Origin of the sequence: Jatrophihabitans endophyticus (genome assembly GCF_900129455.1) — a bacterium.
Taxonomy (GTDB): Bacteria; Actinomycetota; Actinomycetes; order Mycobacteriales; family Jatrophihabitantaceae; genus Jatrophihabitans; species Jatrophihabitans endophyticus.
The window spans coordinates 86,519-110,534 of the sequence record NZ_FQVU01000002.1 but is presented as its reverse complement, the minus strand read 5'-3'; the positions used below and the strand labels follow the sequence as shown (position 1 = coordinate 110,534).

Below are 24,016 nucleotides of genomic sequence, written 5' to 3'. Positions count from 1 at the left end.
TCGTGAGCAGGGAACTCAAGCTGGGGTACAAGGCGTCGAACGAGCAGTTCCCGCCGCAGGAGCTGCTGCGCTACGGCGTGCTGGCCGAGCAGAACGGGTTCGACTCGGTCTTCGTGTCCGACCACCTGCAGCCGTGGCGTCACGACGGCGGGCACGCGCCGTTCGCGATGACGTGGCTGGGCGCGCTCGGCGCGAGCACCGAGCGGATCACGATCGGGACGTCCGTGCTCACCCCGACGTTCCGCTACCACCCGGCGATCGTCGCGCAGGCGTTCGCCACGCTGGGCTGCCTCTACCCGGGCCGGGTCGTGCTCGGCATGGGATCGGGCGAGTCGATGAACGAGGTGCCGCTCGGGGTCGAGTGGCCCGACGGCAAGGAGCGCTTCGCCCGCTTCCGCGAGGCCGTGAAGCTCATCCGCGAGCTCTGGAACGGCGAGCGCGTGACGTTCGAGGGTGACTTCTACTCCACGGACAAGGCGACGATCTACGACCGGCCCGAGCAGGACGTCCCGATCTGGCTGGCGTCCTCGGGCCCGGCGGCCACCCGCTTCGCCGGACGGCAGGGCGACGGCTGGATCACCACCTCGGGCAAGGACCCGGAGCTCTACACCGACACCCTCATGCCGGCGATCGCCGAGGGCGCGGAGAAGGCCGGTCGCGACGTCGGCGACATCGACATGATGATCGAGGTCAAGGTGTCCTTCGACCACGACCGCGACAAGGCCATGGACGCGACCCGGTTCTGGGGTGCGCTGGGGCTCACGGCCGAGCAGAAGTCCGGTGTCGAGGACCCGGTCGAGATGCAGCGCCTCGCCGACGACCTGTCCGTCGAGCAGACCGCGAAGCGCTTCATCGTCTCGACCGACCCCGACGAGCACGTCGAGAAGATCAAGACCTACCTCGACCTGGGCTTCAACCACCTGGTCTTCCACGCGCCCGGCCCGGACCAAGCGACGTTCCTCGAGCTCTACGGCAAGGAGATCCTGCCCCGGCTCCGCGCGCTGTAGGTCTCGCCGGCGCGAAGCGCGGGGTCGGTCGGCCCCAGGTGCGCGTGCCTACTGCGTCGGTTGGCCCCATGCGAGCGCGGCTGTCGACGCGTTCCCACCGCGCGGGGATGGGGCCAACCCGAGAGGCTCAGGCGGCGACGGCGAGGGCGGGCAGGGTGAGCGTGAACGTCGCGCCCTGCCCCGGCCGCGAGCGGACGTCGACGGCTCCGCCGTGCTGGGCGACGAGCTCGCGGACGATGGCGAGGCCCAGGCCACTGCCCGGGACACGACCGGCGCGGGCGGCGTCGGCCCGGTAGTAGCGCTCGAAGATGCGGTGCTGCTCGCGGGCCGGGATGCCCGCGCCGGTGTCGGTGACCTCGACGACGACGCTGCCGCCCTCGGCACGGCCGTGCACCGTGACCGACCCGCCCTCGGGGGTGAACTTGACCGCGTTCGAGAGCAGGTTCGTGAGCACCCGGTCGAGCTGGACGGCGTTGCCGGTGACCCGCGCGCCGTCGAGCCGCGCGTCGACGGCGAGCGTCAGACCGCGACGCCGGGCGCTCGGCCCGATGGAGCGGACGGCTCGGGCGAGGACGTCCTCGACCAGGACGGCCTCGCGGGCGTGGCTGTCGGCACCGCGCAGCTCGATCAGGTCGTCGGCGATCGCGTAGGCGCGCTGGACGTTCTCCTCCACGACGTCGAGCATCTGGCGCTGCTCGCCGCTGAGCTCGCCGGCGTCGCCGGCCTCGAGCAGTTCCACGTAGGCGCCGATCGTCGCGAGCGGGGTGCGCAGGTCGTGCGACACCGCGGCGATCAGGTCGGTGCGCGCCGGCGCGGCCTCGGGACGCGTGGTCACCGCCGCGGGCCGCGTGCTGGCGGCGCCGAGGCGCCACGCCGCGACGACGGTGACCGCGACGGCCGCGGCCACGGCGACGACGGTCGGCCACCAGCCCGGGGTGCCCACGGCGGCCACGGCGGCGGCGACGGCCACGACCGCGAGCAGCAGCACGAGCGGCCCGGGCCGTGCCGGGCTCACCGCCCGTCCCGGGCCGTCGCTGCGGGCAGCAGCAGAACGCTGCCCCGTCGCCTGCCGAATCATCGCCCCCGCGTCCCCGGCGTCGTGCGTACTGGTCTCACACCAGTGTTACACGCCGGCGAGGGTGATGTCCGCGACGCGCTACAACCAGTCGCGCTTCTTGAACGACACGTAGAGCACGGCCGCCATCACCACGATGACGATGACGCTCACCCAGAAGCCCCAGGGCTGGTCGAAACCCGGGTAGGGGACGTTCTGCCCGTACCAGCCCGTCACCGCCGTGGGGACGGCGATGATGGCGGCCCAGCCGGTCAGCTTCTTCATGATCTGGTTCATGCGGTTGTCCGACAGCTGCATGTTGGTGTCGAAGACGGACGTGATCTCGTCGCGCAGCGTGTCGGTCCAGTCGACTGCGCGCAGGACGTGGTCGGAGAGGTCCTCGTAGTAGGGCTGCAGCTCGGCGGTGCCGTCGTCGGCGAGTGTCCGCCGCACCACGGTGCCGACGACCTCGCGCATCGGCAGGATCGCCCGCCGCGCCTGCACCAGCGAGCGGCGCAGCTCGTACACCGTGCGCGAGACGTCCTTCGCCGCGGCGGCGTCCTCGTCGAACAGGACGTCCTCGATCGACTCGATCTCGTCGTCGAGCACCTGCAGTGCGTCGAAGTAGTCGTCGACCATCTGGTCGAGCACGCCGTGCAGCAGGGCGCGGGTGCCGAACTTGAGCAGATCGGCGTTCTCGTCCCACCGTCGCGTCACCGCCGTCATGTCGATCGCGTCGTCCAGGCGGACGGTCACGAGCGCGTGCCGCGTGAAGAAGATCGAGATGCGGCCGACGGTGAGGTCGCCGTCGGCGTCGCGCCGCAGCGAGTACGCGGTGAGGAACAGGTGGCTCTGGTAGCGCGTCGCCTTGGGGCGCTCGCTCTCGGCCAGCGCGTCCTCGACGGCGTGCGGGTCCAGCCCGAGCTCCTCGGCGAGGCTCCCCACGGTGGCGGAGTCGGGCGAGACGAGATCGGCCCACACGAGGGTGTCGGGCTCGGCGAGGTAGTCCGAGACCTGCTCGAAGGGGAAGTCCTCGCGCTCGAGCGTGGCGTTGCGCCAGACCCGGGTGCGGATCGGTGGAGGAGGTGCCATCTGTGCATTGTCGCGTGCCGCTCGCCTGCGCCTGCAGGCGCGCGTAGCGTCGATGCCGTGTCGTGGACGGCTGACGCGCTGCCGGACCTCGCCGGTCGCGTCGCCGTGGTCACCGGTGCCAACTCGGGCATCGGGCTGCAGACCGCGACGTCCCTCGCCGGCCACGGTGCGACGGTCGTGCTCGCCGGGCGCAACCCGAGCGCCGTCCGGGACGCCGCCGCCCGGGTCGGCGACGCGGTGCGCGGGACGGTCCGGCCGGCGGAGCTCGACCTCGCGTCGACGGCGTCGGTCCGGTCCTTCGCCGAGAGCTGGCGCGGGCCGCTGGACCTGCTCGTGAACAACGCCGGCGTGATGGCGCCGCCCCGCCCGACGACCACCACCGACGGCTTCGAGCTGCAGTTCGGCACGAACCACCTGGGGCACTTCGTGCTCACCGGTCTGCTGCTGCCCGCCTTGGCCGCGGCCGAGGGGGGCCGGGTGGTGACGGTGTCGTCGGTCGCGCACCACTCCGGCGACGAGAGCGTGCTCGACGCCAACGCCGGCACCGCCTACAACGCGCAGCGCACCTACGGGAACTCGAAACTGGCCAACCTGCTCTTCGCGATGCAGCTGCACCGCGAGCTCACCGCCCGCGGCTCGTCGGTGACCTCGACCGCAGCCCATCCGGGCGTGGCGGCCACGCGGCTGTTCAGCAGCCGGCAGGGCATGGGGGCGAAGGTGGCGGTGCGGCTGCTCGCGCCGCCGCTGCTCAAGCTCACCACGCAGTCGCCGGCGACCGGTGCCCGCGCCGTCCTCTACGCGTCCTGCGTGGCCGAGCCGGGTTCCTACACCGGCCCGCAGCGCCTGGGCGAGACCCGCGGGCCGCTCGGGCCGGCGCGGCTCTCGGCGTACGCGGACGACGAGCGCCTGGCGCGCCGCCTCTGGCACGTCAGCGAGGAGCTCACCGGGTACAGCTACGACTGGCGGCCGAGGCCCACCGCCTAGACTTCCGCCGTGGACCAAGACCTCGTCCTCGTCGTCGACTACGGCGCGCAGTACGCCCAGCTGATCGCCCGCCGCGTCCGCGAGGCGCACGTGTACTCCGAGATCGTGCCGAGCTCGATGCCGGTGGCGCAGATGCTGGCCCGTCGGCCGAAGGCGATCATCCTGTCCGGTGGCCCGTCGTCGGTCTACGTCGAGCACGCGCCGCGCACCGATCCCGCGCTCTTCGACGCCGGGGTGCCGGTGTTCGGCATCTGCTACGGCTTCCAGTCGATGGCGCTGGCGCTGGGCGGCGAGGTCGCGCACACCGGTGGCTCGGAGTTCGGCCGCACCGCCCTCTCGGCCACCGGCTCGGGCGTGCTGCTGCACGGGTTGCCGCAGGCGCAGCAGGTGTGGATGAGCCACGGCGACGCCGTGACCCGGCCGCCGGCCGGCTTCGTCGTCACCGCGGCGACCGCCGGGGCGCCCGTCGCCGCCTTCGAGGACGTCGCACGGGGGCTGGCGGGCGTCCAGTTCCATCCCGAGGTCCTGCACACCGAGCACGGCCAGACCGTGCTGCGACGCTTCCTGCACGACGTCGCGGGGCTGCGGCCGTCGTGGACCGAGGCCAACATCATCGACGACCAGGTCGACGCGATCCGCGCGCAGATCGGCGGCAAGCAGGTCGTCTGCGGGCTGTCCGGCGGGGTCGATTCGGCCGTCGCGGCGGCGCTCGTGCAGCGTGCGGTCGGCGACCAGCTCACCTGCGTCTTCGTCGACCACGGGCTGCTGCGCGAGGGTGAGGCCGAGCAGGTCGAGCGTGACTTCGTCGCCGCGACCGGTGTGAAGCTCAAGGTCGTCGACGCCACCGACCAGTTCCTCGCCGCGCTCGCCGGGGTCAGCGACCCCGAGCAGAAGCGCAAGATCATCGGTCGCGAGTTCATCCGCTGCTTCGAGGCGGCGGCCCGCGAGATCGTGGCCGAGGGCGAGGCCGTCGAGTTCCTGGTCCAGGGCACCCTCTACCCCGACGTCGTCGAGTCCGGTGGCGGCACGGGCACCGCCAACATCAAGAGCCACCACAACGTGGGCGGCCTGCCCGACGACCTGCAGTTCGCGCTCGTCGAACCGCTGCGCACGCTGTTCAAGGACGAGGTGCGCCGCGTGGGCGAGCAGCTCGGCCTGCCCGCGGACATGGTGTGGCGCCAGCCCTTCCCCGGCCCCGGGCTCGGCATCCGGATCGTCGGCGCGGTGACCGCCGACCGGCTCGACATCCTGCGCCGCGCGGACGCGATCGCCCGGGCCGAGCTGTCGGCCGCCGGCCTCGACCGCGACATCTGGCAGTGCCCCGTCGTGCTGCTCGCCGACGTGCGGTCGGTGGGCGTGCAGGGCGACGGTCGCACCTACGGCCACCCGGTCGTGCTGCGGCCGGTGTCCAGCGAGGACGCCATGACCGCCGACTGGACCCGCGTCCCCTACGAGGTGCTCGAGACAATCTCGACCCGCATCACCAACGAGGTGCGCGAGGTCAACCGGGTCGTCCTGGACGTCACGTCCAAGCCGCCGGGCACCATCGAGTGGGAGTGAGCAGGGTGCGCGCGCCCGAACGTTTGGGTCGTGGTCGTTGCCCTATGGGTTTGGTCGGTTAGAGGGCACGCTTCTAGCGACCGAGCTCGGCGGTTAGAGGTGCGACACTGACTATCAGGAGCCGTAGGAGCCAGGCTGTCGCAAATGCTTGCCAGGAAGGACAGCGTGGAGCCAGGGCAGCTACGGACAGAGCTCCAAATCCGCGGCGTGCTCGAGTTGCTGATAACCCCGGAGGGGCGTAAGACTGCCCCATGTCAGGCTCGCCGATGCTCGAAGTCAAGAAGTCCTACGAGGATATCCGATTTTCTAGTTCGATATTTTCGGCCCTATTCGTTCAGTTTCAAGACTTGATGCGAAGGTGGGAAGATGAAGGTCTTGAGAAGGCTGCCCGCGGTGAAAGACGTCTAAGTTTTCGCGAGGAGGCCGAGCTGGATACCCACCTCTCTGTGACCCGAGACGGTGAGTACTGGGACTACGACTCTATCGACGAGTACGTGGCGGCCTATAAGGCCGGCTTCAGTCAATACATATTCGGCCTATATTGGCGTTCATCACTTCCAGATTTTAGTCTCCGCGCTCCTCGATTGGTCATGCAGACGTCGATCGGACCTGCATCTACAATCGTCAATATTGAAGTCGCCGAACGGGTTCACGGTCTGAGACTACTGCAAACGCTCGATAACGATGCGCGTCTTCCGGGAAGCCAGGTTCCGAAGAAGCGCGCGAAGTCAAAGATCTTCCTCGGCCACGGCGGGGCACCCGACTGGCGCGAGTTGCAAGCCGATCTTCGCGACAAACACGATATCGACATAATCGCTTTTGAGTCGGGTGCGCGTGAAGGGCACGCGGTTCGCGATGTAATCTCCGAAATGCTTCAATCAGCTGATTTCGCATTGCTCGTAATGACGGCAGAAGACGAACAATCCGACCATACATTCCGGGCTCGGCAGAACGTCATTCACGAAGCGGGCCTTTTTCAGGGACGCCTCGGGTACCACCGGGCAATTCTAATGGTAGAAGAAGGTGTAGAGCATTTCTCAAACGTAGCGGGAATCGTCTATATGTCATTTGAGCGGGGGCGGATATTGGCAAGAACGGGCGACATTCTCGCCGTATTGCGACGCGAGGGCCTCTATCCGTAACGTCGCCGCGGTGGGTGCGTTCCAAGGTCTTGAGATGCGGTAGACGGTGGGCCATGGTCCTGCAGAAGGCGCTGGTCGGTGCGCCGATCTGGCGCCGTCCTCACCCGCGCGGGCTGACCGGCCTCGGATCCTCGCGGCGGCGCTCCGGCCGCCGCGAGGGGTCGGCCGGGGTGGCGGCAAGGCGGTCGCGTCCGGTGGTCTCGTGCAGGCTCCACCACCGGACGACGTCGTTGAGACTGGTGGGCACGCGCAACGCCCTTCCGAGCAGCACCGCACGTGTTGTGTCGACCGGTCCCGGCGCTACGTCGCCCGTTCCGTGCCGGGCAACGGGCCTTTCGGTTCGGGGACGGCGCGATCAGTCCCTGACCACGATCAGTCCCTGACCACGATCAGTCCCTGACCACGATCAGTCCCTGACCACGATCAGTCCCGAATCACGTCGACCTGCCCGTCGGCGAGGTGGACGTCGACGGTGGTCCGCGCGCCGGTCGCGCCGGCCGGCGGCAGCACGCTCTGCCGCAGCCCGACGCCCTCCACGTCGTCGTCGTAGTAGCCGTCGCGCCGCCCGTCGTCGGGCGTGCTGACGCGACCGAGGTGGACGTTGGCCACGACCTCCACGTTCGCGGTGCGGGGGAGGAGCACCCGGATCCGTCCCGCGGCGGCGGTGACGCGCACCGTGCGCGCCGTGGTCTGGGCGGGCAGCGAGCGCAGGTCCAGCACGCCCTGCCCGAAGGCGAGCCGGTACTCGCGGACGGGGACGTCCGTGGGACGCCAGACCCGGTCGCCGGCACCGTCGTGCAGGCTCGCGTGGCTGCCGGCGAAGGCGACGAGACCGGCCACGGTGACCGGCAGCAACGCGGCGATCGACCACGGTGCCCGACGCAACGCCGCCCCCACCAGCAGCCCGGCGCCGACGAAGCCCAGCGCCGTCCAGAAGTAGACGGGCAGGGCGATGCCCGACGCGGCGTCGACGATGCCGAGGACGACGAGGGACGCGGCGAGGCCGCCGAGCGCGGCGATCTTCACCGGCAGCGCCCGGCGCCGTCGCCGGCGTGACGCCTCGCGGGACTCGTCCCACCACGACCGGACGTCACCCACCCAGGTCGGTGTCGACGGGCTCATCGGCGTGGCGGGCGGCGTGGTCGGTGTCGTCGGCGTGGCAGGGCTCGCGGGAGCCGCGGCTCCCGCGGTGACGTGCTTGGTCAGGTCGACCGTCGCGCCGGCGGCGGGATCGGCACCGGCCGGGGCGACCGGGGCGGCAGCCGACCGGCCCTGCAGGTCCCGCCGGCCGAAGAGCACGACGATCACGACGACGACCGCGACGACCGGGACGAACGGCCCCGGCGCCCACCAGCTGAACGCCACCGCCCACACGAGCAGGCCGATCGCGACCGCGACGGCCCACGGCGGCACCCGCCGGCGGCGCAGCTCGGCGAGCATGCCGTCGATCGGTGCCCGTGCGGTCCCCTGCTCGGGGATGGCCGCCCAGGCGAGCAGGTAGGCGAGGATCCCCGCGCCGCCGAAGAAGGCGGACGTCGCGAAGAGCACCCGGAACAGCACCGGGTCGACGCCGAAGTACTCGCCCAACCCGCCGGCGACGCCCGCCCCGACGCGACCGGCGCGGCTGCGGCGCAGCACGCGTCCCGACGGCGGTGTCGTCGGGGTCTCGGGCACGTCAGTCGTGGTCATGGCACCGAGGCTGCCCCGGCGCGGCCGCCGTGCGCATCGGGCGCGGCCCTGACGCCGACCCTGAAATCGGCCCCGGGGGCGTCACCTGATGCGCGGGCACGAGCACGCCCGCAATCATGGTCCGGTGACCACCGCCGCCGCACCACCGGCCCGACGCCTGACGCGGCGGCCCGGCGGGGGCCGCGTGCTCGGCGTCGCCGCCGCGATCGCCGACCACGTCGGCATCCCGACGTGGGCGATCCGGCTGGCCTTCGTGGCCCTGGCCCCGGCCGGCGGGCTGGGGGTCGCGCTGTACGGCGTCTACTACATCGTCCTGCCCGTGGCGGGCCGGCCCGACCGGCCGCGCGTGGCCCGGTGGCTCGAGCACGTCCTCGCGGTCGTCATCGGCCTGGTGTGCGTGGGCATCGCCGGCGAGTCGCTGCCGCAGGCCGGCGTGGTGGTGCCGGTGATGCTGGCCTGCATCGGCGGCGCGCTGATCTGGCGGCAGGCCTCCGAGACCGACCGCACCCGGATGATCTCGCTGTCGCGCCACTCGCTGGTCGCGGGCTCGGGCGACCGGGTGGGTCGCGCCCGCCTCGCCGCCGGTGCCGGCCTCGTCGTGGCGGGTGGCGTCCTGGTGCTGGCCCGGGCCGACGTCACCGCGGTACGGGACGGCACCATCGCCGTCCTCGTCACCGTGGTGGGCGTCGCCCTGATCACCGGGCCGTGGTGGGTGCGGCTCGTCGGGCAGCTCTCGACCGAACGCGAGGAGCGCATCCGGACTCAGGAACGCGCCGACATCGCCGCGCGGCTGCACGACTCGGTGTTGCAGACCCTCGCCCTGATCCAGCGCAACGCCGAGTCCCCGCGCGAGGTGCTCCGGCTCGCGCGGGGCCAGGAGCGCGACCTGCGGGGGATGCTGTACGACTCGCCGTCGACGCACGGGCAGTTCGGCGAGCGGCTGCGCGCGGTCGCGGCCGAGGTCGAGGACGCCTACGCCGTCTCGGTCGAGGTCGTGGTGGTGGGCGACGTGCGCCTCGACGACCGGTTGCGGGCCGCGGCCGACGCGACGCGCGAGGCGCTCGTGAACGCCGCGAAGCACTCCGGCGTCGAGAGCATGTCGCTGTACGCCGAGATCGAGGACCGCGAGGCCGCGGTGTTCGTCAAGGACCGCGGCTCGGGCTTCGAGATGGCCGACGTCGCCGAGGACAGGCAGGGCGTGCGTGGTTCGATCATCGGCCGGGTGGAACGACACGGTGGGACGGTGCGGCTGCGATCCGTGCAGGGCACCGGTACCGAGGTCGTGATCCGGATGCCGGTCGGGAACGAGGAGGACTCATGAGCGCCACGGTGGTGCTGGTCGACGACCACGCGATGTTCCGCGCCGGGGTGCGTGCCGAGCTGGGTGGACGCGTCTCGGTGCTGGGCGAGGCCGGTTCGGTGGCCGAGGCGCTGGCAGCCATCGCGCAGCATCGTCCCGACGTCGTGCTGCTCGACGTCCACATGCCCGACGGGGGTGGGCTCGCGGTGCTCGAGGCGGTGCGCGACTCCGCGCCCGCCACGCGATTCCTGGCGCTGTCGGTGTCCGACGCGGCCGAGGACGTGATCGCGGTGATCCGGGCGGGCGCCCGCGGGTACGTGACCAAGACGATCTCGGCCGGCGAGCTCGCCGACGCGGTCGAGCGGGTCGCCGACGGCGACGTCGTCTTCAGCCCCCGGCTCGCCGGATTCGTGCTGGACGCCTTCCGCGACGCGCCGGTCGCGCCGTCGATCGACCCGGAGATCGACCAGCTGACGCCGCGCGAGCGCGAGGTGCTCCGCCTGCTCGCGCGCGGTTACGCCTACAAGGAGATCGCGGCGGAGCTGTTCATCTCGATCAAGACCGTCGAGACCCACGCCTCGAACGTCCTGCGCAAGCTGCAGCTCAGCAACCGTCACCAGCTCACGCGCTGGGCTGCGGACCGCCGGATGCTCTAGCGGGTGCCGCGGCAGACGCGCAGGACGGCGTCGGCGAGCTCGGGCCCGTGCGCACCGAGGCCGGTGCGGTAGGCGTCCATGATCACGCGTTCGCGGCCGAGCTGGACGCGGGTCCCGCCGGCGCTCATGCGAGCGGTCTGGACCCGCGTCGAGAGCTTCGCCCGCTCCGCGACCAACCGCATGATGGCCTCGTCGAGGCTGTCGATCTGGCGGCGCAGCACGGGGATGGTGTCGAGCTCGGCCTCGGCGCTCATCTCGGTCACGGACATCGGTGTTCCTTAATCTGGTGGGCGGGCCGGCCCGGACATGCGAAACGCCCCGGGCTCGGGCCCGGGGCGTCGGTTGGTCGATCGATCAGCCAGCAGCGACGGGCACCGGACGGTGGTACCCGTAGGAAAATCGGACGGTGCTGGACACGAGACCATCCTGACACGCGCGCGCGGCGGTCGGCAAGCCGCACGCTGACGGTGCCCCGCCGTAGGCTGGAGACGCGATGAGCCAGCCCGCCCTGTTCACCCCGACGAAGCCGAGTGCCCTGCTCGACGGCCTCAACCCGCAGCAGCGGGCCGCGGTCGTTCACGAGGGCGGCCCGCTGTTGATCGTGGCCGGCGCCGGATCGGGCAAGACCCGCGTCCTCACCCACCGCGTCGCCTATCTGCTCGCCGAGCGCGGCGCCACTCCGGGGCAGATCCTCGCGATCACCTTCACCAACAAGGCCGCAGGGGAGATGAAGCATCGCGTGGGGGCGCTGGTCGGCAGCCGCGCGAAGGCGATGTGGGTGTCGACGTTCCACTCGATGTGCGTCCGCCTGCTGCGCGCCGAGGCGAGGCATCTCGAGCTCAAGACGTCGTTCTCCATCTACGACGCCGACGACTCGCGCCGGCTGATGACCATGGTGGCGCGCGAGCTCGACCTCGACACGAAGCGCTACCCGGCCCGCTCCCTCGCCGCGCAGGTGAGCAATCTGAAGAACGAGCTGGTCACGCCCGTGGCCTGGGCCGACAAGGCGACCAACGCCACCGAGAAGGTGCTCGCCGACGTCTACACCCGCTATCAGGCCCGGTTGCGTGACTCGCACGCGTTGGACTTCGACGACCTGATCATGACGTCGGTGCACCTGCTGCAGAACTTCCCCGACGTGGCCGACCACTACCGGCGGCGGTTCCGGCACGTGCTCGTCGACGAGTACCAGGACACCAACCACGCGCAGTACACGTTGGTGCGCGAGCTGACCATGCCCGAGCCGAAGGCGCCGTACGAGCCGGCCGAGCTCGCCGTCGTGGGTGACGCCGACCAGTCGATCTACGCCTTCCGTGGCGCGTCGATCCGCAACATCCTCGAGTTCGAGCGCGACTACCCCGAGGCCACGACGATCCTGCTCGAGCAGAACTACCGCTCCACGCAGACGATCCTCAACGCGGCCAACGCCGTCATCAGCCGCAACGCCGACCGGCGGCCGAAGAACCTCTGGTCCGACGCCGGCCAGGGCGAGAAGATCGCGGGCTACGTCGCCGAGAACGAGCACGACGAGGCCGCGTGGGTGGCGCAGCGAATAGACGAGCTGGCCGACGCCGGCGACGCCAAGTCGCAGGACGTCGCCGTCTTTTATCGCACCAACGCGCAAAGTCGTGTGTTCGAGGAGGTGTTCATCCGGGTCGGCCTGCCGTACCGCGTGGTCGGTGGCGTCCGCTTCTACGAACGCAAGGAGATCCGCGACGCGCTGGCCTACCTGCGGGTCATCTCGAACCCCGACGACGTCGTCTCGTTGCGCCGCATCCTCAACACCCCGCGGCGTGGCATCGGCGACCGGGCCGAGGCGTGCGTCGAGATCTTCGCCGAGCAGGAGCGCATCTCGTTCGGTGCCGCGCTCGAGCGGGCCGACGTCGTGCCCGGCCTCGCGCCGCGCTCGCTCAATGCCATCCAGGACTTCACGGCGCTCATGACGGAGTTCCGCGGCATCGCCGCCGGGCCGGACGGCGTCCCCGGTGCGATCCTCGAGGCCGTGCTCGACCGCACGGGCTACCTGCGCGAGCTCGAGGCGTCGCGCGACCCCCAGGACGAGTCGCGTGTCGACAACCTGCGCGAGCTCATCAACGTGGCGCGCGAGTTCGAGGAGCAGCGCGCGGCGGCTGACGAGGAGCCCACCCTCGACGCGTTCCTGGAGCAGGTGTCGCTCGTCGCCGACGCCGACTCCATCCCCGACGCAGACGGCGGCGTCGTCACCTTGATGACGCTGCACACCGCGAAGGGGCTCGAGTTCCCGGTCGTGTTCCTGACCGGCCTCGAGGACGGCGTCTTCCCGCACATGCGCACGCTCGGCGACCCGGGCGAGATGGCCGAGGAGCGCCGCCTCGCCTACGTCGGCATCACCCGCGCGCAGTCGCGGCTGTACCTGTCCCGGGCGCTGTCGCGCTCGGCGTGGGGCGCGCCGCAGTGGAACCCGCCGTCGCGCTTCCTCGACGAGGTGCCCCCCGAGCTCGCTGCCTGGACCGGCGCCGTCGACCGCGCCCCGTTCGTCAACAGCTACGGCGACGAGCGGGAGAGCCCGTCGCGGTACGGCGACCACGGCTACCGCGCCCGCCCGCGCCGTCCCTCGGCGCAGGAGCAGCTGGCCGCCTCCGGCCGGGCCCGTGGCGGTGTCGGCAACCGGGCGATTCCGTCGCTCGACGCCGGCGACCGGGTCACGCACGACTCGTTCGGCATGGGCACCGTCGTCGCGACCCGCGGCACGGGTGAGGGCTCGCAGGCCCAGATCGACTTCGGTGGCGACACCGGCCTGAAGTGGTTGATGCTGCGCTACGCACCCGTCCAGAAGCTCTGACGCGAGGTTGTCCACAGGCTCCTACGGCATCGGCCGGGAGTAGCCAGGATGGCGCGGTGCCGGTCAGACTGGAGCCGAAGGGGCGGTGGTGCGCATGTCAGCGGTGTTCGACCTCATCGAGCGGCGGGAGTGGACGCCCGAGACCCTGCACGCGCTGCTCGCCGAGCCGCGCGACCACGATCTCGACTGGCGTCGCTTCGAGATCGTCGACGGGGTTCTTCTCGTGAGCCCGCAGTCGACGCCGCGCCACGAGCTCGTCGTCGCGAAGCTGATCGTCGCGTTGGGTGCGGCGGTTCCCGCCGGGCATCGGGCCATCGGTGCCGTGGGCATCGGCATCGGCCGCTCGTACCGCGTCACCGACGTCACCGTCGTCGCCGATCGGGTCTTCGGCCGCCACGACGCCACGACGCAGCCGGGCGACGTCCTGCTCGCCGTCGAGGTCGAGTCGCCGAGTTCCGTCACCACCGACCGGATCACCAAGCCCGCGCAGTACGCGGCCGCCGGCATCCCGCACTTCTGGCGCATCGAGACCTCGCCGCTCGTGCTGCACGCCTACCGGCTGGTCGACGGGGTGTACGCACCGGCCGGCTCCTGGCGGGCCGGCGAGACCGCACGCGTCACCGAGCCGTTCGCCGTCGACCTCGATGTCGCGGGGCTGCTGCCGGCCTGACGCGCGCTCAGCGGCGGGTGATGCCGAGCCGCCGTGCCTCGGGCAGCCAGCTGCCGAAGAACTCGCCGATGATGTCGTCGAAGAACTGCTGGTCGGTCATCTCGAGGGTGTCCTCGTACTCGGTCAGACCGACGTTGTCGACGACCCGGTTGCCCATGTCGTCGAGCTTTCGCAGGAACGAGGGCGAGTAGCCGAGCCCGACGAACTGCCAGAAGACGGGCCGGCCGGCCGCCTCGACGAGCAGCCGGGTGGTCTCGCCACGGTCGCTCGGCGCGCCGTCGGTGACGAACAGGACGAACTTCGGCGGCGCGTCCTTCTCCGCCTCCAGCGCGTCGGTGTCCGGGCGGGAGCGGCCGAACAGCCGCTTCTTCTTCGCGGTGCCGTCGAGGACGGCGCGGATCGTCGGGGCGTAGGCGGTGCCGCCCATCCGGTGCCGGCCCGCCCACGCGTCCACGAAGCCCTGGTAGTTGTCCCGGTCGACCAGCTCGGGCGGGAAGCCGCTGCTGTGGAAGAAGTGGACGGGCACCACGCCGTCGTCGTCCAGGCCCGACAGGCTCAGCGCCAGAGCGCGCTCGACGACGGCCTGCACCTCGCCGTTCTTGTAGCGCCTGTTCATCGAGCCGGAGAAGTCGATCGCGATCTCGACCTGAGCGACGAGCTCGCCCAGGTCGGTGCCGCGGTCCTGTTCCTTCTTCAACAGGCTGATCAGCGAGGCCTCGGCGTCCGACGTCCGCTTCTCCAGAGAGATCGTCATGGCCGGTGATCATGCCCGACGACCCGGGTGACGTCACCCGGGCGCGGGAATACGCTGCGGCGGTGGCAGTCAGTGCGCACCGTCTGCGCATCGTCGTCGCGCACGCGGGTGCCGAGGACCAGGATCGCGGGGCGACGGCCATGGCGCACGCGCTGCGGGACGCGGGCACCGAGGTCGTCTACACCGGTGGTGGGCAGACCGCCGCGCAGATCGTGCGCACCGTGATCCAGGAGGACGCGGCGGCGCTCGGGCTCGCCGTGCCCGCCGCGGCGTCGCTGCCCGCCGAGATCGTCACGCTGCTCGCCGAGGAGGGGGCCGAGGACGTGGTGGTCTTCGTCGGCGCCGACCCCGCGGGCGTCGCCGGACCTGCGGATCCCGGCGCCGCGGCGGTGTTCGTGCCCGGCGGCGCCGACCGCGACGACGTCGTCGACTGGATACGCCGGAACCTCGTGTCGGCGGAGCCCGGCTGACGGGGCGCGTGAATCGAGTCTCAGCCGCCGACCCCGCCTCGCGGGCGGTGGCTAGGGTCGGAAAGTTGGCTTCGATATCGACTGTCGTGGATGAGGACGTGTCAGCGTGGATCTGTTCGAGTACCAGGCCAAGCAGTTGTTCCAGGAGCACGGGGTACCCGTGAGCCTCGGCGAGGTCGCCACGACGCCGGACGAGGCGCAGGCGATCGCCGAGCGCATCGGCGGCGTCACCGTCGTCAAGGCACAGGTGAAGATCGGCGGACGCGGCAAGGCCGGCGGCGTCAAGGTCGCGAAGACCGCCGACGACGCACGCGCCAACGCCGAGCAGATCCTCGGCATGGACATCAAGGGCCACACCGTGCACCGGGTGCTCGTCGACCCCGGCGCGGACATCCAGGAGGAGTACTACGTCTCCTACCTGCTCGACCGCTCGAACCGCACCTTCCTGGCCATGGCGTCCTACGAGGGCGGCATGGAGATCGAGCAGCTCGCCGTCGAGCGGCCGGACGCGCTCGCCAAGGTGCCCGTCGACGCGCTGCAGGGTGTCGACCTCGCCAAGGGTCAGGAGATCGCCCGCGCCGCGAAGTTCCCCGCCGAGCTCGTCGACCAGGTCGCCGACGTGCTCGTGAAGCTGTGGGACGTCTTCGTCAAGCAGGACGCGACCCTCGTCGAGGTCAACCCGCTGGCCAAGGTCGGCGACGGCAGCATCGTCGCGCTCGACGGCAAGGTGAGCCTGGACGACAACGCCGACTTCCGGCAGCCGAAGAACACCGAGTTCGCCGACCTGAGCGCCACGGACCCGCTCGAGCTGAAGGCCAAGGAGAAGCACCTCAACTACGTCAAGCTCGACGGCGCGGTCGGCATCATCGGCAACGGCGCCGGCCTGGTCATGAGCACGCTCGACGTCGTCGCGTACGCCGGCGAGAAGCACGACGGGGTGAAGCCCGCGAACTTCCTCGACATCGGCGGCGGCGCCAACGCGCAGGTGATGGCCGACGGGCTGGACGTCATCCTCGGCGACACGCAGGTCAAGAGCGTCTTCGTCAACGTCTTCGGCGGCATCACCGCCTGCGACGAGGTCGCCAACGGCATCAAGGGCGCGCTGGAGATCCTCGGCGACCAGGCGACCAAGCCGCTCGTCGTGCGGCTGGACGGCAACAACGTCGACAAGGGCCGGGCCATCCTGGACGAGTTGAACCATCCGCTCGTCACCCAGGTCGACACCATGGACGGCGCGGCCGACAAGGCCGCCGAGCTGGCTGCGAAGGGCTGAACCGATGTCGATCTACCTGAACAAGGACTCCAAGATCATCGTCCAGGGCATCACCGGCGGGATGGGCTCGAAGCACACCACGCTGATGCTCGACGCCGGCTCGAACATCGTCGGCGGCGTCAATGCGCGCAAGGCCGGCACGAGCGTCGAGCTGGGCGGCAAGGACCTGCCGGTGTACGGGACGGTGAAGGAGGCGATCGCCGAGACCGGCGCCGACGTCTCCGTCGTCTTCGTGCCGCCGGCCTTCACCAAGGACGCCTGCATCGAGGCCATCGACGCCGGCATCGGCCTGCTCGTCGTCATCACCGAGGGCGTTCCCGTGCAGGACACCGCCGAGGTGTGGTCCTACCTGCAGGGCAAGGACACCCGCATGATCGGCCCGAACTGTCCCGGCATCATCACGCCCGGCGAGTCGCTCGCCGGAATCACGCCGCACACGATCGCGGGCAAGGGCCCCATCGGCCTCGTGTCGAAGTCCGGCACGCTGACCTACCAGATGATGTACGAGCTGAAGGACCACGGCTTCTCGACCGCCATCGGCATCGGCGGCGACCCGATCATCGGCACCACGCACATCGACGCGCTCGAGGCGTTCGAGAACGACCCCGACACGCAGGCGATCGTCATGATCGGCGAGATCGGGGGCGACGCCGAGGAACGCGCCGCGGCCTACATCAAGGAGCACGTGACGAAGCCCGTCGTCGGCTACGTCGCCGGATTCACCGCGCCCGAGGGCAAGACGATGGGGCACGCCGGCGCGATCGTCTCCGGCTCGTCGGGCACCGCGGCGGCCAAGAAGGAGGCGCTGGAGGCGGCCGGGGTCAAGGTCGGCAAGACGCCGAGCGAGACCGCGGCGCTCATGCGCGAACTGCTGGGCTGACCCGTCCGGCCCGGCGGCTCCGGCCGCCGGGCCGGGCCGATCGACGAGGTGCGGCGGCCCGCGGCGGCCCGCGGCGGCCCGCGGCGGCCTTCGCCCGGTTCGTCCCGCTTCGACCGTCGGTGCGATCGGCGACTTCGCCACGCGGACGTTCCCGGCGCGGCGTGGCCGGTTTCGTTCGGCGGTCAGGGGCGCTAGCTTCCGTTCAGGAAATCGCCAGGTTCCGCCGTCGAGGAGAACGTCATGACCTACCAGTCACCCCCACCGCCGCCCGGGGGCACACCGCCGCCCCCGCCCGCCGGCCGGCCGGCCGGGTTCGACCCGAAGTCGGTGAACCCGCTCGACTGGGGGATCATCGGCGCCGGGGTGCTCGCCTTCATCTTCTCGTTCATCAGCTTCTTCACCTACTCCTCGAAGGCGGGGCTGGGGGAGTCGTTGAGCGAGAGTGCGTGGAGCGGGTTCGTCAGCCTCCTCGCGATCCTGCTCATCATCGCCGGCACCGCGGCGACCGCGCTCGTGCTCTTCGCGCCGCAGGTGTCGCTGCCCGTCCCGGGCCGGCTGATCGCGCTTGGCGCCTTCGCGCTGGCCGTGGTGCTGCTCGTCATCCAGCTGTTCTACGTCCCGAACTACGCCGGTGTGGGTGGGGCGGGGTACGACGCAGCCGTCGACGAGGGTCACGGTTTCGGCTACTGGGCCACGCTCGTCCTCGCGATCGCCGGCACGGCGCTCGCCCTGATGCGCTTCCAGGCCACCGGGGGCCAGCTGCCGGCCAACCTGCAGGGCAGGGTCCCGAACATCGGCGGCTACGGACCGCAGGGCGGCATCGCCGGCGGCACCGCCACGCCGCCGCAGGGTGGCGCCGCCACGCCGCCGCCCGGTGGCGTGACGCCGCCCCCGTCCGGGTACGGGCCGCCGGCCGGCGGTGGCACCCCGCCGCCGCCCGCGGGGGGCACCCCGCCCCCGCCTGCCGGTGGCACCCCGCCGCCGCCCCCGCCGGGATACGGCCCGCCCCGCTGATCGGGGCTCCCCGAACGTCCGCGAAGCCGGAGCGCCGCCACGCGCTCCGGCTTCGCGTCTTCCGCGCGTGTGGCCGCGTGTGGGAACCACTCCCCACGGGTAAGTCGGACAGGTCCGCCCCGTTGCCCTAGGGTCGGTCGAACGTGTTCAGGCGTTCTCACGCTGCAGAGAGGAACCGGTCCGATGACCTACGGTCCCCCCGGCAACCCGCCCCCCGGCCCGCCGTCGGGCGGTGGGTACGGCCCGCCGCAGGGCGGCTACGGCCCGCCGCCGCAGTCGCCGCAGTCGCCGCCCGGCGGGTACGGGCAGCCGCCCCAGGGCCCGCCGCAGCAGGGCGGCGGGCATGGCCAGCCGCAGCAGGGCGGTGGCTATGGCCAACCGCAGCAGGGTGGCTATGGCCAGCCGCAGCAGGGCGGCTATGGCCAGCCGCAGCAGGGCGGTGGCTATGGCCAGCCGCAGCAGGGCGGCTATGGCCAGCCGCAGCAGGGTGGCGGCTATGGCCAGCCGCAGCAGGGCGGCTACGGCCAGCCGCAGCAGGGCGGCGGGTACGGCCAGCCGGCGAGGCGGTCGGGGGGTGTCGACCTCGCGGCGGTCAACCCGCTCGACTGGGCCGCGATCGGCGCGGGTCTGCTCGCCTTCATCTTCTCCTTCTTCGCCTACTACTCCTACTCGGGCAAGGGCTCCTACTCCGGTGAGAGCGAGACCGAGGGTGCCTGGAACGGCTTCTTCGGCTGGTTCGGCGTGCTGCTCGCCCTGGTGGGTGCTGCGGCCGTCGCGGTCGCCGTCTTCGCCCCGCACGTCCGCCTCCCCGTCCCGGCACGATTGATCGCACTGGGTGCGTTCGTCCTGGCCGTGATCTCCACCGTGCTGGCGCTCTTCCTCGTCCCCGACCTCAACGGCGGCGGCGGCGCGTACGACGAGGTCGTCGACGAGGGTCACGGCTTCTCGTACTGGGTCGTGCTGGCCCTGCTCGTGATCGGCGCGGTGGTCTCCTTCCTGGGCTTCCAGCAGACCGGCGGCGACATCTCCAAGGTGCTCAGCGGCGACCTCGGCGCCGGTGGCGCGGGCGGGAGCGGCTACGGCCCGCCGCCCGGTTACGGCGCGCAGGGCGGGTACGGCGGCGGCTCGCAGGGTCAGCCGCAGGGTCAGCAGCCCGGGTACGGCCAGCCGCAGCAGGGCGGCTACGGCCAGCCGCAGCAGGGCGGTTACGGCCAGTCCTCGCAGGGCGGCGGCTTCGGTCAGCCCGCGCAGCAGGGCGGCGGCTACGGTCAGCCGCCCTCGGGTTACGGCCCGCCCCCGTCTGGCCCGCAGGGATCGTCGTCGCAGCAGCAGGGGCAGCAGGGCCCGCCGTCGGGTTACGGCCCGCCGCCGGGGCAGCAGGGTGCGCCGTCGGGTTACGGCCCGCCGCAGGGCTCCTCGACTCAGGGCTCCGCCGCGCAGGGCCAGCCGTCGGGGTACGGCCAGCCGCAGTCGGCGCCGCAGGGACCGCCGGCGGGTTACGGCTCCTCGTCGCAGCAGTCCGGTGCCGCAGCCGCACCGCCCTCGCCCGGCGCGAGCCGGCCGGGGAGCGAGTCGTTCGGCCCGAGCGAGCATTTCGGCCGCGGCGAGTCGGCCGAGTCGGGCGAGCGCTCCGGATCGTCGGCGATCTCGCCGTCCGGTGGGCAGGACGCCGCCGCCCCCGACGCCGCTCCCGACGACGAGACCCGCTTCTCGCGACCGGAGGGCTTCGACCAGGGCCGCCAGTACGATCGCGGCCACGACGAGGGACCCCACCAGCCCGGGCAGAACCCGCCGCCGCCCCCGCCGGGGTACGGCAGCTGACACCACCGACCGATGCCGGGACGCGGAACACGCGTCCCGGCATCGGCGCGTCTGCGGCCGTTCACCCGTGCCGTTTGCCAGCCTGGGACGATGCCCGTCCCGCGCCCGTCCGACCCGCGCGGCACCCGACATCCTGATCGCGCCGGTCGGGCTGGTCGGGGTGGACGGTTCGGACCGGCCGGCCGGGACGCGACGCCGCGGCCGCTTTCGCTCACCGCGGCCTGGGCCGGCGTCGCGAGCGCGCTCGTCGCGGCCGTCGTCGTCGTCGCCGGTGTCGCGGTGGTCTGGTTGCCCGCCTCGGGCGGCTCCGGCAGTGCCGGATCGGCAATCCGGGCGGGGGCGCTCACGTTCCTCGCCGCCGTGCACGGCGGGGTGACGGTCGACGGTCTGCCGACGTCCTTCGTCCCCCTCGGGCTGACCGCCCTGGCGGCGGTGTTCGTCTGGCGTGCGGCCACCGCGGTGGCCGGCGCGGCCGAGGAGGCCGGCGAGAACCGTCCCGTCGCGCTGCTGGTCGCGCTCGCGACCCAGTGCGGGAGCTTCGCGGTCACCTGCGCGCTGCTCGCCGCGGCCTCGACGCTGGGCTCGAGCAGCGCGTCCGTCCCGGGCGCGTTCGTCGCCGGCTTCGTGCTCAGCGCGGTCATCGCGGGGCCCGCGCTCCTCCGTCACAGCGCGCTCGGCGACGGGCTGGTCGCGGTCGTCCCGCCGTGGCTCATCACCGCGGCGCGCGTCGCCGGCGCGACGCTCGCCGTGCACCTCAGCGCCGGCGCCCTGCTCGTGGGCGGCGCCCTGGTGCTGCACCACGACCGGGTGACCGCGCTGTCACACGAGGTCGGCGGAGGCTGGTCGGGCGTGCCGGTGCTCCTGCTCGGCGTCCTCGCCGCACCCAACGCGACCGTGGCCGGCGCGGGCTACCTCTCCGGCGCCGGCTTCGCGGTCGGCACCGGGACGACGGCGGGCCTCACCGGGACGACCACCGGCCTCGTGCCCGCATTCCCCGTCCTCGGCGCACTGCCCACGGGGGACGGTGCCGCCGCGCCCGTCTGGATCCTCGCCGCCGTCACCCCGCTGGCCGCCGGCGCGTGCCTCGCCGCCCTCGCCGGCCGCGCGACCACGCCGTCGCAGCGTTGGCGGGACGCCGCGGGCGCGGTGGCCGGCGTCGCCGTCCTCGGTGCCGCCGTCGCCTGGCTGGCCGGCGGGGGCGTCGGGACCGCCCGGTTGCAGACCCTCGGCGTCCCGCCGCTGCGCTTCGGCCTGCTGCTCGCGCTGTGGACCGGAGCCGTCGCGGCCGCGCTGCTCGCCGCCCGGGCCGCGGTGGCGGCACTGCGTCGACACGAGGGGCCGCAGCGGCCGGGGCTGCGGGCCACGTTCGCCGCGCTCGCCTCGGTCGAGCAGTACGACGACGCCGACTCCGACGACGACATCGACGACATCGACGACACCGACACCGACCACGAGGACGATGCGAACGGCGCCACCGACCCGGCGGCCGCCGCCGGGGCCGGCCGGACCGCGCCGCGCCGCGGCGACGGCGAGGCCCAGGGCGAGCGCCGGGAGGGGACCGCGCGCGGACGCGGGCGCGGCGACCTCGCCGGGTAGTGTTGCCCGGTGCCCAGCACGCCCGAGCGCTCCCGCATCGTCGTCCTCGCCTCGGGCAGTGGCACCACCGTCCAGGCCCTGCTCGACGCGCCAGAACTGCGTCGGCACATCGTCGCGGTCGGCACCGACCGACCGGGGTGCCGCGCCGTCGACCGGGCCCGCGCGGCGGGGGTCGACACGTTCGCCGTGGCGCTGCCCGACCAGCCCGACCGGGCGGCGTGGAATCGTGCGCTCGAGGCCGCGATCGCCGCGCACGAGCCGGACCTCGTCGTGCTCGCGGGGTTCATGCGCATCCTCGACGTCGGCGTGGTGCAGCGGTTCCGCATCGTCAACACCCATCCGGCGTTGCTGCCCGCCTTCCCCGGCGCCCACGCGCTGCGTGACGCGCTGGCCGCCGGGGTGTCGCACACCGGGGTGACCGTGCACTGGGTCGACGAGGGCGTCGACACCGGGCCGATCCTCGCCCAGGTCGCCGTACCGGTGGAGCCGGGCGACGACGAGGACTCCCTGCGCGCGCGGGTGCAGGCCGCCGAACGACCGCTCTACGTCCGTACCGTCACCGGGTTGGTCGCGCGGGCCGCGACCGCCGCCACGACCCAGAAAGGCGCCCGCACATGACCAGGATCGCCGTCCGCCGCGCGCTCGTCAGCGTGTACGACAAGACCGGCCTCGACGAGCTCGCGCGCGGCCTGCACGCCGCCGGTGTCGAGATCGTGTCGACCGGGTCGACCGCGGCGCGCATCCGCGAGCTGGGCGTGCCGGTGACGGCGGTCGACGAGGTCACCGGTTTCCCGGAGATCCTCGGCGGTCGCGTCAAGACGCTGCACCCGCACGTCCACGCCGGCCTGCTCGCCGACCAGACGGACGACACCCACGTCGAGACGATCACCGAGCTCGGCATCGACGCCTTCCAGCTCCTGGTCGTCAACCTCTACCCGTTCGCGCAGACCGTCGCGTCGGGTGCCGCGCAGCCCGAGGTCATCGAGCAGATCGACATCGGCGGTCCGGCCATGGTGCGCGCGAGCGCGAAGAACCACGGCTCGGTCGCCGTCGTCACCGACCCGTCCCGCTACGCCGACGTCCTCGACGCCGTGACGGCCGGGGGGTTCGACCTGCCGGCGCGGCAGCGGCTCGCGCTGGCGGCGTTCCGCCACACGGCCTCCTACGACATCGCGGTCGCCTCGTGGCTGGGCAGTGTCGTCGCCCCGGACGACGAGCACGCCGGCGAGCCGAGCGGCTTCCCCGGCTGGGTGGCGAGCAACTACGAGCGGGCGGCGGTGCTGCGCTACGGCGAGAACCCGCACCAGCGGGCCGCGCTCTACGTGACGCCCGGCGGCGGTGGCGTGGCCGGAGCGGAGCAGCTGCAGGGCAAGGAGATGAGCTACAACAACTACGTCGACGCCGACGCCGCATGGCGCGCCGCCTACGACTTCGCCGACCCCTGCGTGGCGATCATCAAGCATGCGAACCCGTGCGGCATCGCCGTCGGCGCCGACATCGCCGAGGCGCACCGCAAGGCACACGCGTGCGACCCGGTGAGCGCCTACGGCGGTGTCGTCGCGACGAACCGGCCGGCGACCCTGGCCCTGGCCGAGCAGCTCGCCGACATCTTCACCGAGGTCGTCGTCGCGCCGTCCTTCGAGCCCGAGGCGCTGGAACGCTTCGGACGCAAGAAGAACCTGCGCCTGCTCGTCGCCGCGCCGCGGCCGGACGCCGAGGTGGTCGAGCAGCGTCCGGTCTCGGGTGGGCTGCTGCTGCAGACCGCCGACCGGATCGACGCGCCCGGCGACGATCCCGCGGCGTGGACGCTGCAGGCGGGCGAGCCGGCCGACCCCGCGACGCTCGCCGACCTCGCCTTCGCGTGGCGGGCCGTCCGGGCCGTCAAGTCCAACGCGATCCTGCTGGCCGCCGACGGCGCCACCGTCGGCGCCGGCATGGGGCAGGTCAACCGCGTCGACTCCTGCCGCCTCGCCGTGGCGCGGGCGGGGGAGCGGGCGGCCGGAGCCGTCGCGGCCTCCGACGCGTTCTTCCCGTTCGCCGACGGCGCGCAGGTGCTGCTGGACGCGGGCGTCAAGGCGATCGTCGAACCCGGCGGCTCGATCCGCGACGAGGACGTCGTCGCGGCGGCGAAGGCGGCCGGCGTGACGCTGTACTTCACCGGGACGCGGCACTTCGCGCACTGAGCGGCGCGCCGGCGGCCGGGCGACTTGGCAGCGGATGTTGATGTTGCGTA

Annotated in this window: 22 protein-coding genes; 16 read left to right on the top strand and 6 right to left on the bottom strand. The window is 72.3% G+C overall.

What is annotated here, in order from left to right; translation table 11 throughout:
- Positions 1 to 2: 2 nt before the first annotated feature.
- Positions 3 to 1,007 (top strand): glucose-6-phosphate dehydrogenase (coenzyme-F420), encoded by a 1,005-nt coding sequence (fgd, locus tag BUE29_RS05730; protein WP_073387427.1) that lies wholly within the window; start codon positions 3 to 5, stop codon positions 1,005 to 1,007.
- Positions 1,008 to 1,134: 127 nt separating this feature from the next.
- Here fgd and BUE29_RS05725 read toward each other — a convergent pair whose 3' ends face one another.
- Both BUE29_RS05725 and BUE29_RS05720 read right to left on the bottom strand, forming a co-directional pair.
- Positions 1,135 to 2,022 carry a sensor histidine kinase gene (locus BUE29_RS05725; protein ID WP_073387425.1) on the bottom strand — a complete coding sequence of 296 codons (888 nt, stop codon included), beginning with the start codon at positions 2,020 to 2,022 and terminating at the stop codon, positions 1,135 to 1,137.
- 141 nt (positions 2,023 to 2,163) lie between these two features.
- On the bottom strand, positions 2,164 to 3,153 hold the full coding sequence (locus tag BUE29_RS05720) for a magnesium transporter CorA family protein (RefSeq protein ID WP_073387422.1): 990 nt from the start codon (positions 3,151 to 3,153) through the stop codon (positions 2,164 to 2,166).
- Between the two features lie 57 nt (positions 3,154 to 3,210).
- Between BUE29_RS05720 and BUE29_RS05715 the strand changes: the two genes are divergently transcribed.
- The 3 genes from BUE29_RS05715 to BUE29_RS05705 all read left to right on the top strand — a co-directional run bounded on the left by BUE29_RS05715 (position 3,211) and on the right by BUE29_RS05705 (position 6,839).
- A complete protein-coding gene (locus tag BUE29_RS05715) occupies positions 3,211 to 4,137 on the top strand; it encodes an oxidoreductase (RefSeq protein WP_073387419.1) in 927 nt (308 codons plus the stop codon).
- A gap of 9 nt (positions 4,138 to 4,146) precedes the next feature.
- Positions 4,147 to 5,697 carry a glutamine-hydrolyzing GMP synthase gene (gene guaA / locus BUE29_RS05710; protein WP_073387416.1) on the top strand — a complete coding sequence of 517 codons (1,551 nt, stop codon included), beginning with the start codon at positions 4,147 to 4,149 and terminating at the stop codon, positions 5,695 to 5,697.
- A gap of 266 nt (positions 5,698 to 5,963) precedes the next feature.
- Positions 5,964 to 6,839, top strand: coding sequence for a TIR domain-containing protein (locus tag BUE29_RS05705; RefSeq protein ID WP_073387413.1), 876 nt, complete (start codon positions 5,964 to 5,966; stop codon positions 6,837 to 6,839).
- Positions 6,840 to 6,939: 100 nt separating this feature from the next.
- Here BUE29_RS05705 and BUE29_RS22380 read toward each other — a convergent pair whose 3' ends face one another.
- A complete protein-coding gene (locus tag BUE29_RS22380) occupies positions 6,940 to 7,086 on the bottom strand; it encodes a hypothetical protein (RefSeq protein WP_159440829.1) in 147 nt (48 codons plus the stop codon).
- A 176-nt stretch (positions 7,087 to 7,262) separates the two neighbouring features.
- Positions 7,263 to 8,528 carry a PspC domain-containing protein gene (locus tag BUE29_RS05700; RefSeq protein ID WP_073387410.1) on the bottom strand — a complete coding sequence of 422 codons (1,266 nt, stop codon included), beginning with the start codon at positions 8,526 to 8,528 and terminating at the stop codon, positions 7,263 to 7,265.
- A 124-nt stretch (positions 8,529 to 8,652) separates the two neighbouring features.
- Between BUE29_RS05700 and BUE29_RS05695 the strand changes: the two genes are divergently transcribed.
- Positions 8,653 to 9,849, top strand: a complete 1,197-nt coding sequence (locus BUE29_RS05695; RefSeq protein WP_234971377.1) for an ATP-binding protein — start codon at positions 8,653 to 8,655, stop codon at positions 9,847 to 9,849.
- Entirely contained in the window at positions 9,846 to 10,484 is a 639-nt protein-coding gene (locus BUE29_RS05690) for a response regulator (RefSeq protein WP_073387407.1), read from the top strand. Before BUE29_RS05695 ends, BUE29_RS05690 begins: the two co-directional genes overlap by 4 nt.
- Here BUE29_RS05690 and BUE29_RS05685 read toward each other — a convergent pair.
- A complete protein-coding gene (locus tag BUE29_RS05685; RefSeq protein WP_084180767.1) occupies positions 10,481 to 10,753 on the bottom strand; it encodes a chorismate mutase in 273 nt (90 codons plus the stop codon). The two genes, BUE29_RS05690 and BUE29_RS05685, sit on opposite strands and share 4 nt — an antisense overlap.
- Positions 10,754 to 10,977: 224 nt before the next feature.
- Between BUE29_RS05685 and pcrA the strand changes: the two genes are divergently transcribed.
- A complete protein-coding gene (gene pcrA, locus BUE29_RS05680; RefSeq protein WP_084180766.1) occupies positions 10,978 to 13,305 on the top strand; it encodes a DNA helicase PcrA in 2,328 nt (775 codons plus the stop codon).
- Between the two features lie 94 nt (positions 13,306 to 13,399).
- A complete protein-coding gene (locus BUE29_RS05675; protein ID WP_143168015.1) occupies positions 13,400 to 13,975 on the top strand; it encodes a Uma2 family endonuclease in 576 nt (191 codons plus the stop codon).
- Between the two features lie 7 nt (positions 13,976 to 13,982).
- On the opposite strand, the gene BUE29_RS05670 is transcribed toward BUE29_RS05675, so the two are convergent.
- Positions 13,983 to 14,729, bottom strand: a complete 747-nt coding sequence (locus tag BUE29_RS05670; protein ID WP_073387404.1) for a VWA domain-containing protein — start codon at positions 14,727 to 14,729, stop codon at positions 13,983 to 13,985.
- Between the two features lie 62 nt (positions 14,730 to 14,791).
- Here BUE29_RS05670 and BUE29_RS05665 point away from each other — a divergent pair, with 62 nt between their 5' ends.
- The 8 genes from BUE29_RS05665 (at position 14,792) to purH (ending at position 23,966) form a co-directional block, all read left to right on the top strand.
- The gene (locus BUE29_RS05665) at positions 14,792 to 15,199 is read left to right on the top strand and encodes a cobalamin-dependent protein (protein ID WP_073389364.1); all 408 of its coding nucleotides are present in this window, start codon (positions 14,792 to 14,794) and stop codon (positions 15,197 to 15,199) included.
- Between the two features lie 106 nt (positions 15,200 to 15,305).
- Complete coding sequence (gene sucC, locus BUE29_RS05660) at positions 15,306 to 16,472, top strand: ADP-forming succinate--CoA ligase subunit beta (protein WP_073387401.1); 1,167 nt, start codon at positions 15,306 to 15,308, stop codon at positions 16,470 to 16,472.
- A gap of 4 nt (positions 16,473 to 16,476) precedes the next feature.
- The gene (sucD, locus tag BUE29_RS05655) at positions 16,477 to 17,352 is read left to right on the top strand and encodes a succinate--CoA ligase subunit alpha (RefSeq protein WP_073387398.1); all 876 of its coding nucleotides are present in this window, start codon (positions 16,477 to 16,479) and stop codon (positions 17,350 to 17,352) included.
- Between the two features lie 240 nt (positions 17,353 to 17,592).
- Positions 17,593 to 18,366 (top strand): hypothetical protein, encoded by a 774-nt coding sequence (locus BUE29_RS22375; protein WP_073387395.1) that lies wholly within the window; start codon positions 17,593 to 17,595, stop codon positions 18,364 to 18,366.
- 183 nt (positions 18,367 to 18,549) lie between these two features.
- Positions 18,550 to 20,187 (top strand): hypothetical protein, encoded by a 1,638-nt coding sequence (locus tag BUE29_RS22745; protein WP_073387392.1) that lies wholly within the window; start codon positions 18,550 to 18,552, stop codon positions 20,185 to 20,187.
- 90 nt (positions 20,188 to 20,277) lie between these two features.
- Entirely contained in the window at positions 20,278 to 21,783 is a 1,506-nt protein-coding gene (locus BUE29_RS05640; RefSeq protein ID WP_073387389.1) for a cell division protein PerM, read from the top strand.
- A gap of 9 nt (positions 21,784 to 21,792) precedes the next feature.
- Entirely contained in the window at positions 21,793 to 22,401 is a 609-nt protein-coding gene (gene purN, locus BUE29_RS05635) for a phosphoribosylglycinamide formyltransferase (RefSeq protein ID WP_073387387.1), read from the top strand.
- A complete protein-coding gene (gene purH / locus BUE29_RS05630; RefSeq protein WP_073387384.1) occupies positions 22,398 to 23,966 on the top strand; it encodes a bifunctional phosphoribosylaminoimidazolecarboxamide formyltransferase/IMP cyclohydrolase in 1,569 nt (522 codons plus the stop codon). The genes purN and purH overlap by 4 nt, the downstream gene beginning before the upstream one ends.
- Positions 23,967 to 24,016 lie beyond the last annotated feature (50 nt).

Excerpts from the sequence above, each read along its gene's own strand:
- BUE29_RS22745 (WP_073387392.1), top strand. The coding sequence starts at position 18,550 with ATGACCTACGGTCCCCCCGGCAACCCGCCCCCCGGCCCGCCGTCGGGC.
- BUE29_RS05685 (WP_084180767.1), bottom strand. The coding sequence starts at position 10,753 with ATGTCCGTGACCGAGATGAGCGCCGAGGCCGAGCTCGACACCATCCCC.
- BUE29_RS05700 (WP_073387410.1), bottom strand. The coding sequence starts at position 8,528 with ATGACCACGACTGACGTGCCCGAGACCCCGACGACACCGCCGTCGGGA.
- BUE29_RS22375 (WP_073387395.1), top strand. The coding sequence starts at position 17,593 with ATGACCTACCAGTCACCCCCACCGCCGCCCGGGGGCACACCGCCGCCC.
- purH (WP_073387384.1), top strand. The coding sequence starts at position 22,398 with ATGACCAGGATCGCCGTCCGCCGCGCGCTCGTCAGCGTGTACGACAAG.
- BUE29_RS05675 (WP_143168015.1), top strand. The coding sequence starts at position 13,400 with ATGTCAGCGGTGTTCGACCTCATCGAGCGGCGGGAGTGGACGCCCGAG.
- BUE29_RS05690 (WP_073387407.1), top strand. The coding sequence starts at position 9,846 with ATGAGCGCCACGGTGGTGCTGGTCGACGACCACGCGATGTTCCGCGCC.
- sucD (WP_073387398.1), top strand. The coding sequence starts at position 16,477 with ATGTCGATCTACCTGAACAAGGACTCCAAGATCATCGTCCAGGGCATC.
- BUE29_RS05720 (WP_073387422.1), bottom strand. The coding sequence starts at position 3,153 with ATGGCACCTCCTCCACCGATCCGCACCCGGGTCTGGCGCAACGCCACG.
- BUE29_RS05670 (WP_073387404.1), bottom strand. The coding sequence starts at position 14,729 with ATGACGATCTCTCTGGAGAAGCGGACGTCGGACGCCGAGGCCTCGCTG.
- BUE29_RS05640 (WP_073387389.1), top strand. The coding sequence starts at position 20,278 with ATGCCCGTCCCGCGCCCGTCCGACCCGCGCGGCACCCGACATCCTGAT.
- BUE29_RS05705 (WP_073387413.1), top strand. The coding sequence starts at position 5,964 with ATGCTCGAAGTCAAGAAGTCCTACGAGGATATCCGATTTTCTAGTTCG.
- pcrA (WP_084180766.1), top strand. The coding sequence starts at position 10,978 with ATGAGCCAGCCCGCCCTGTTCACCCCGACGAAGCCGAGTGCCCTGCTC.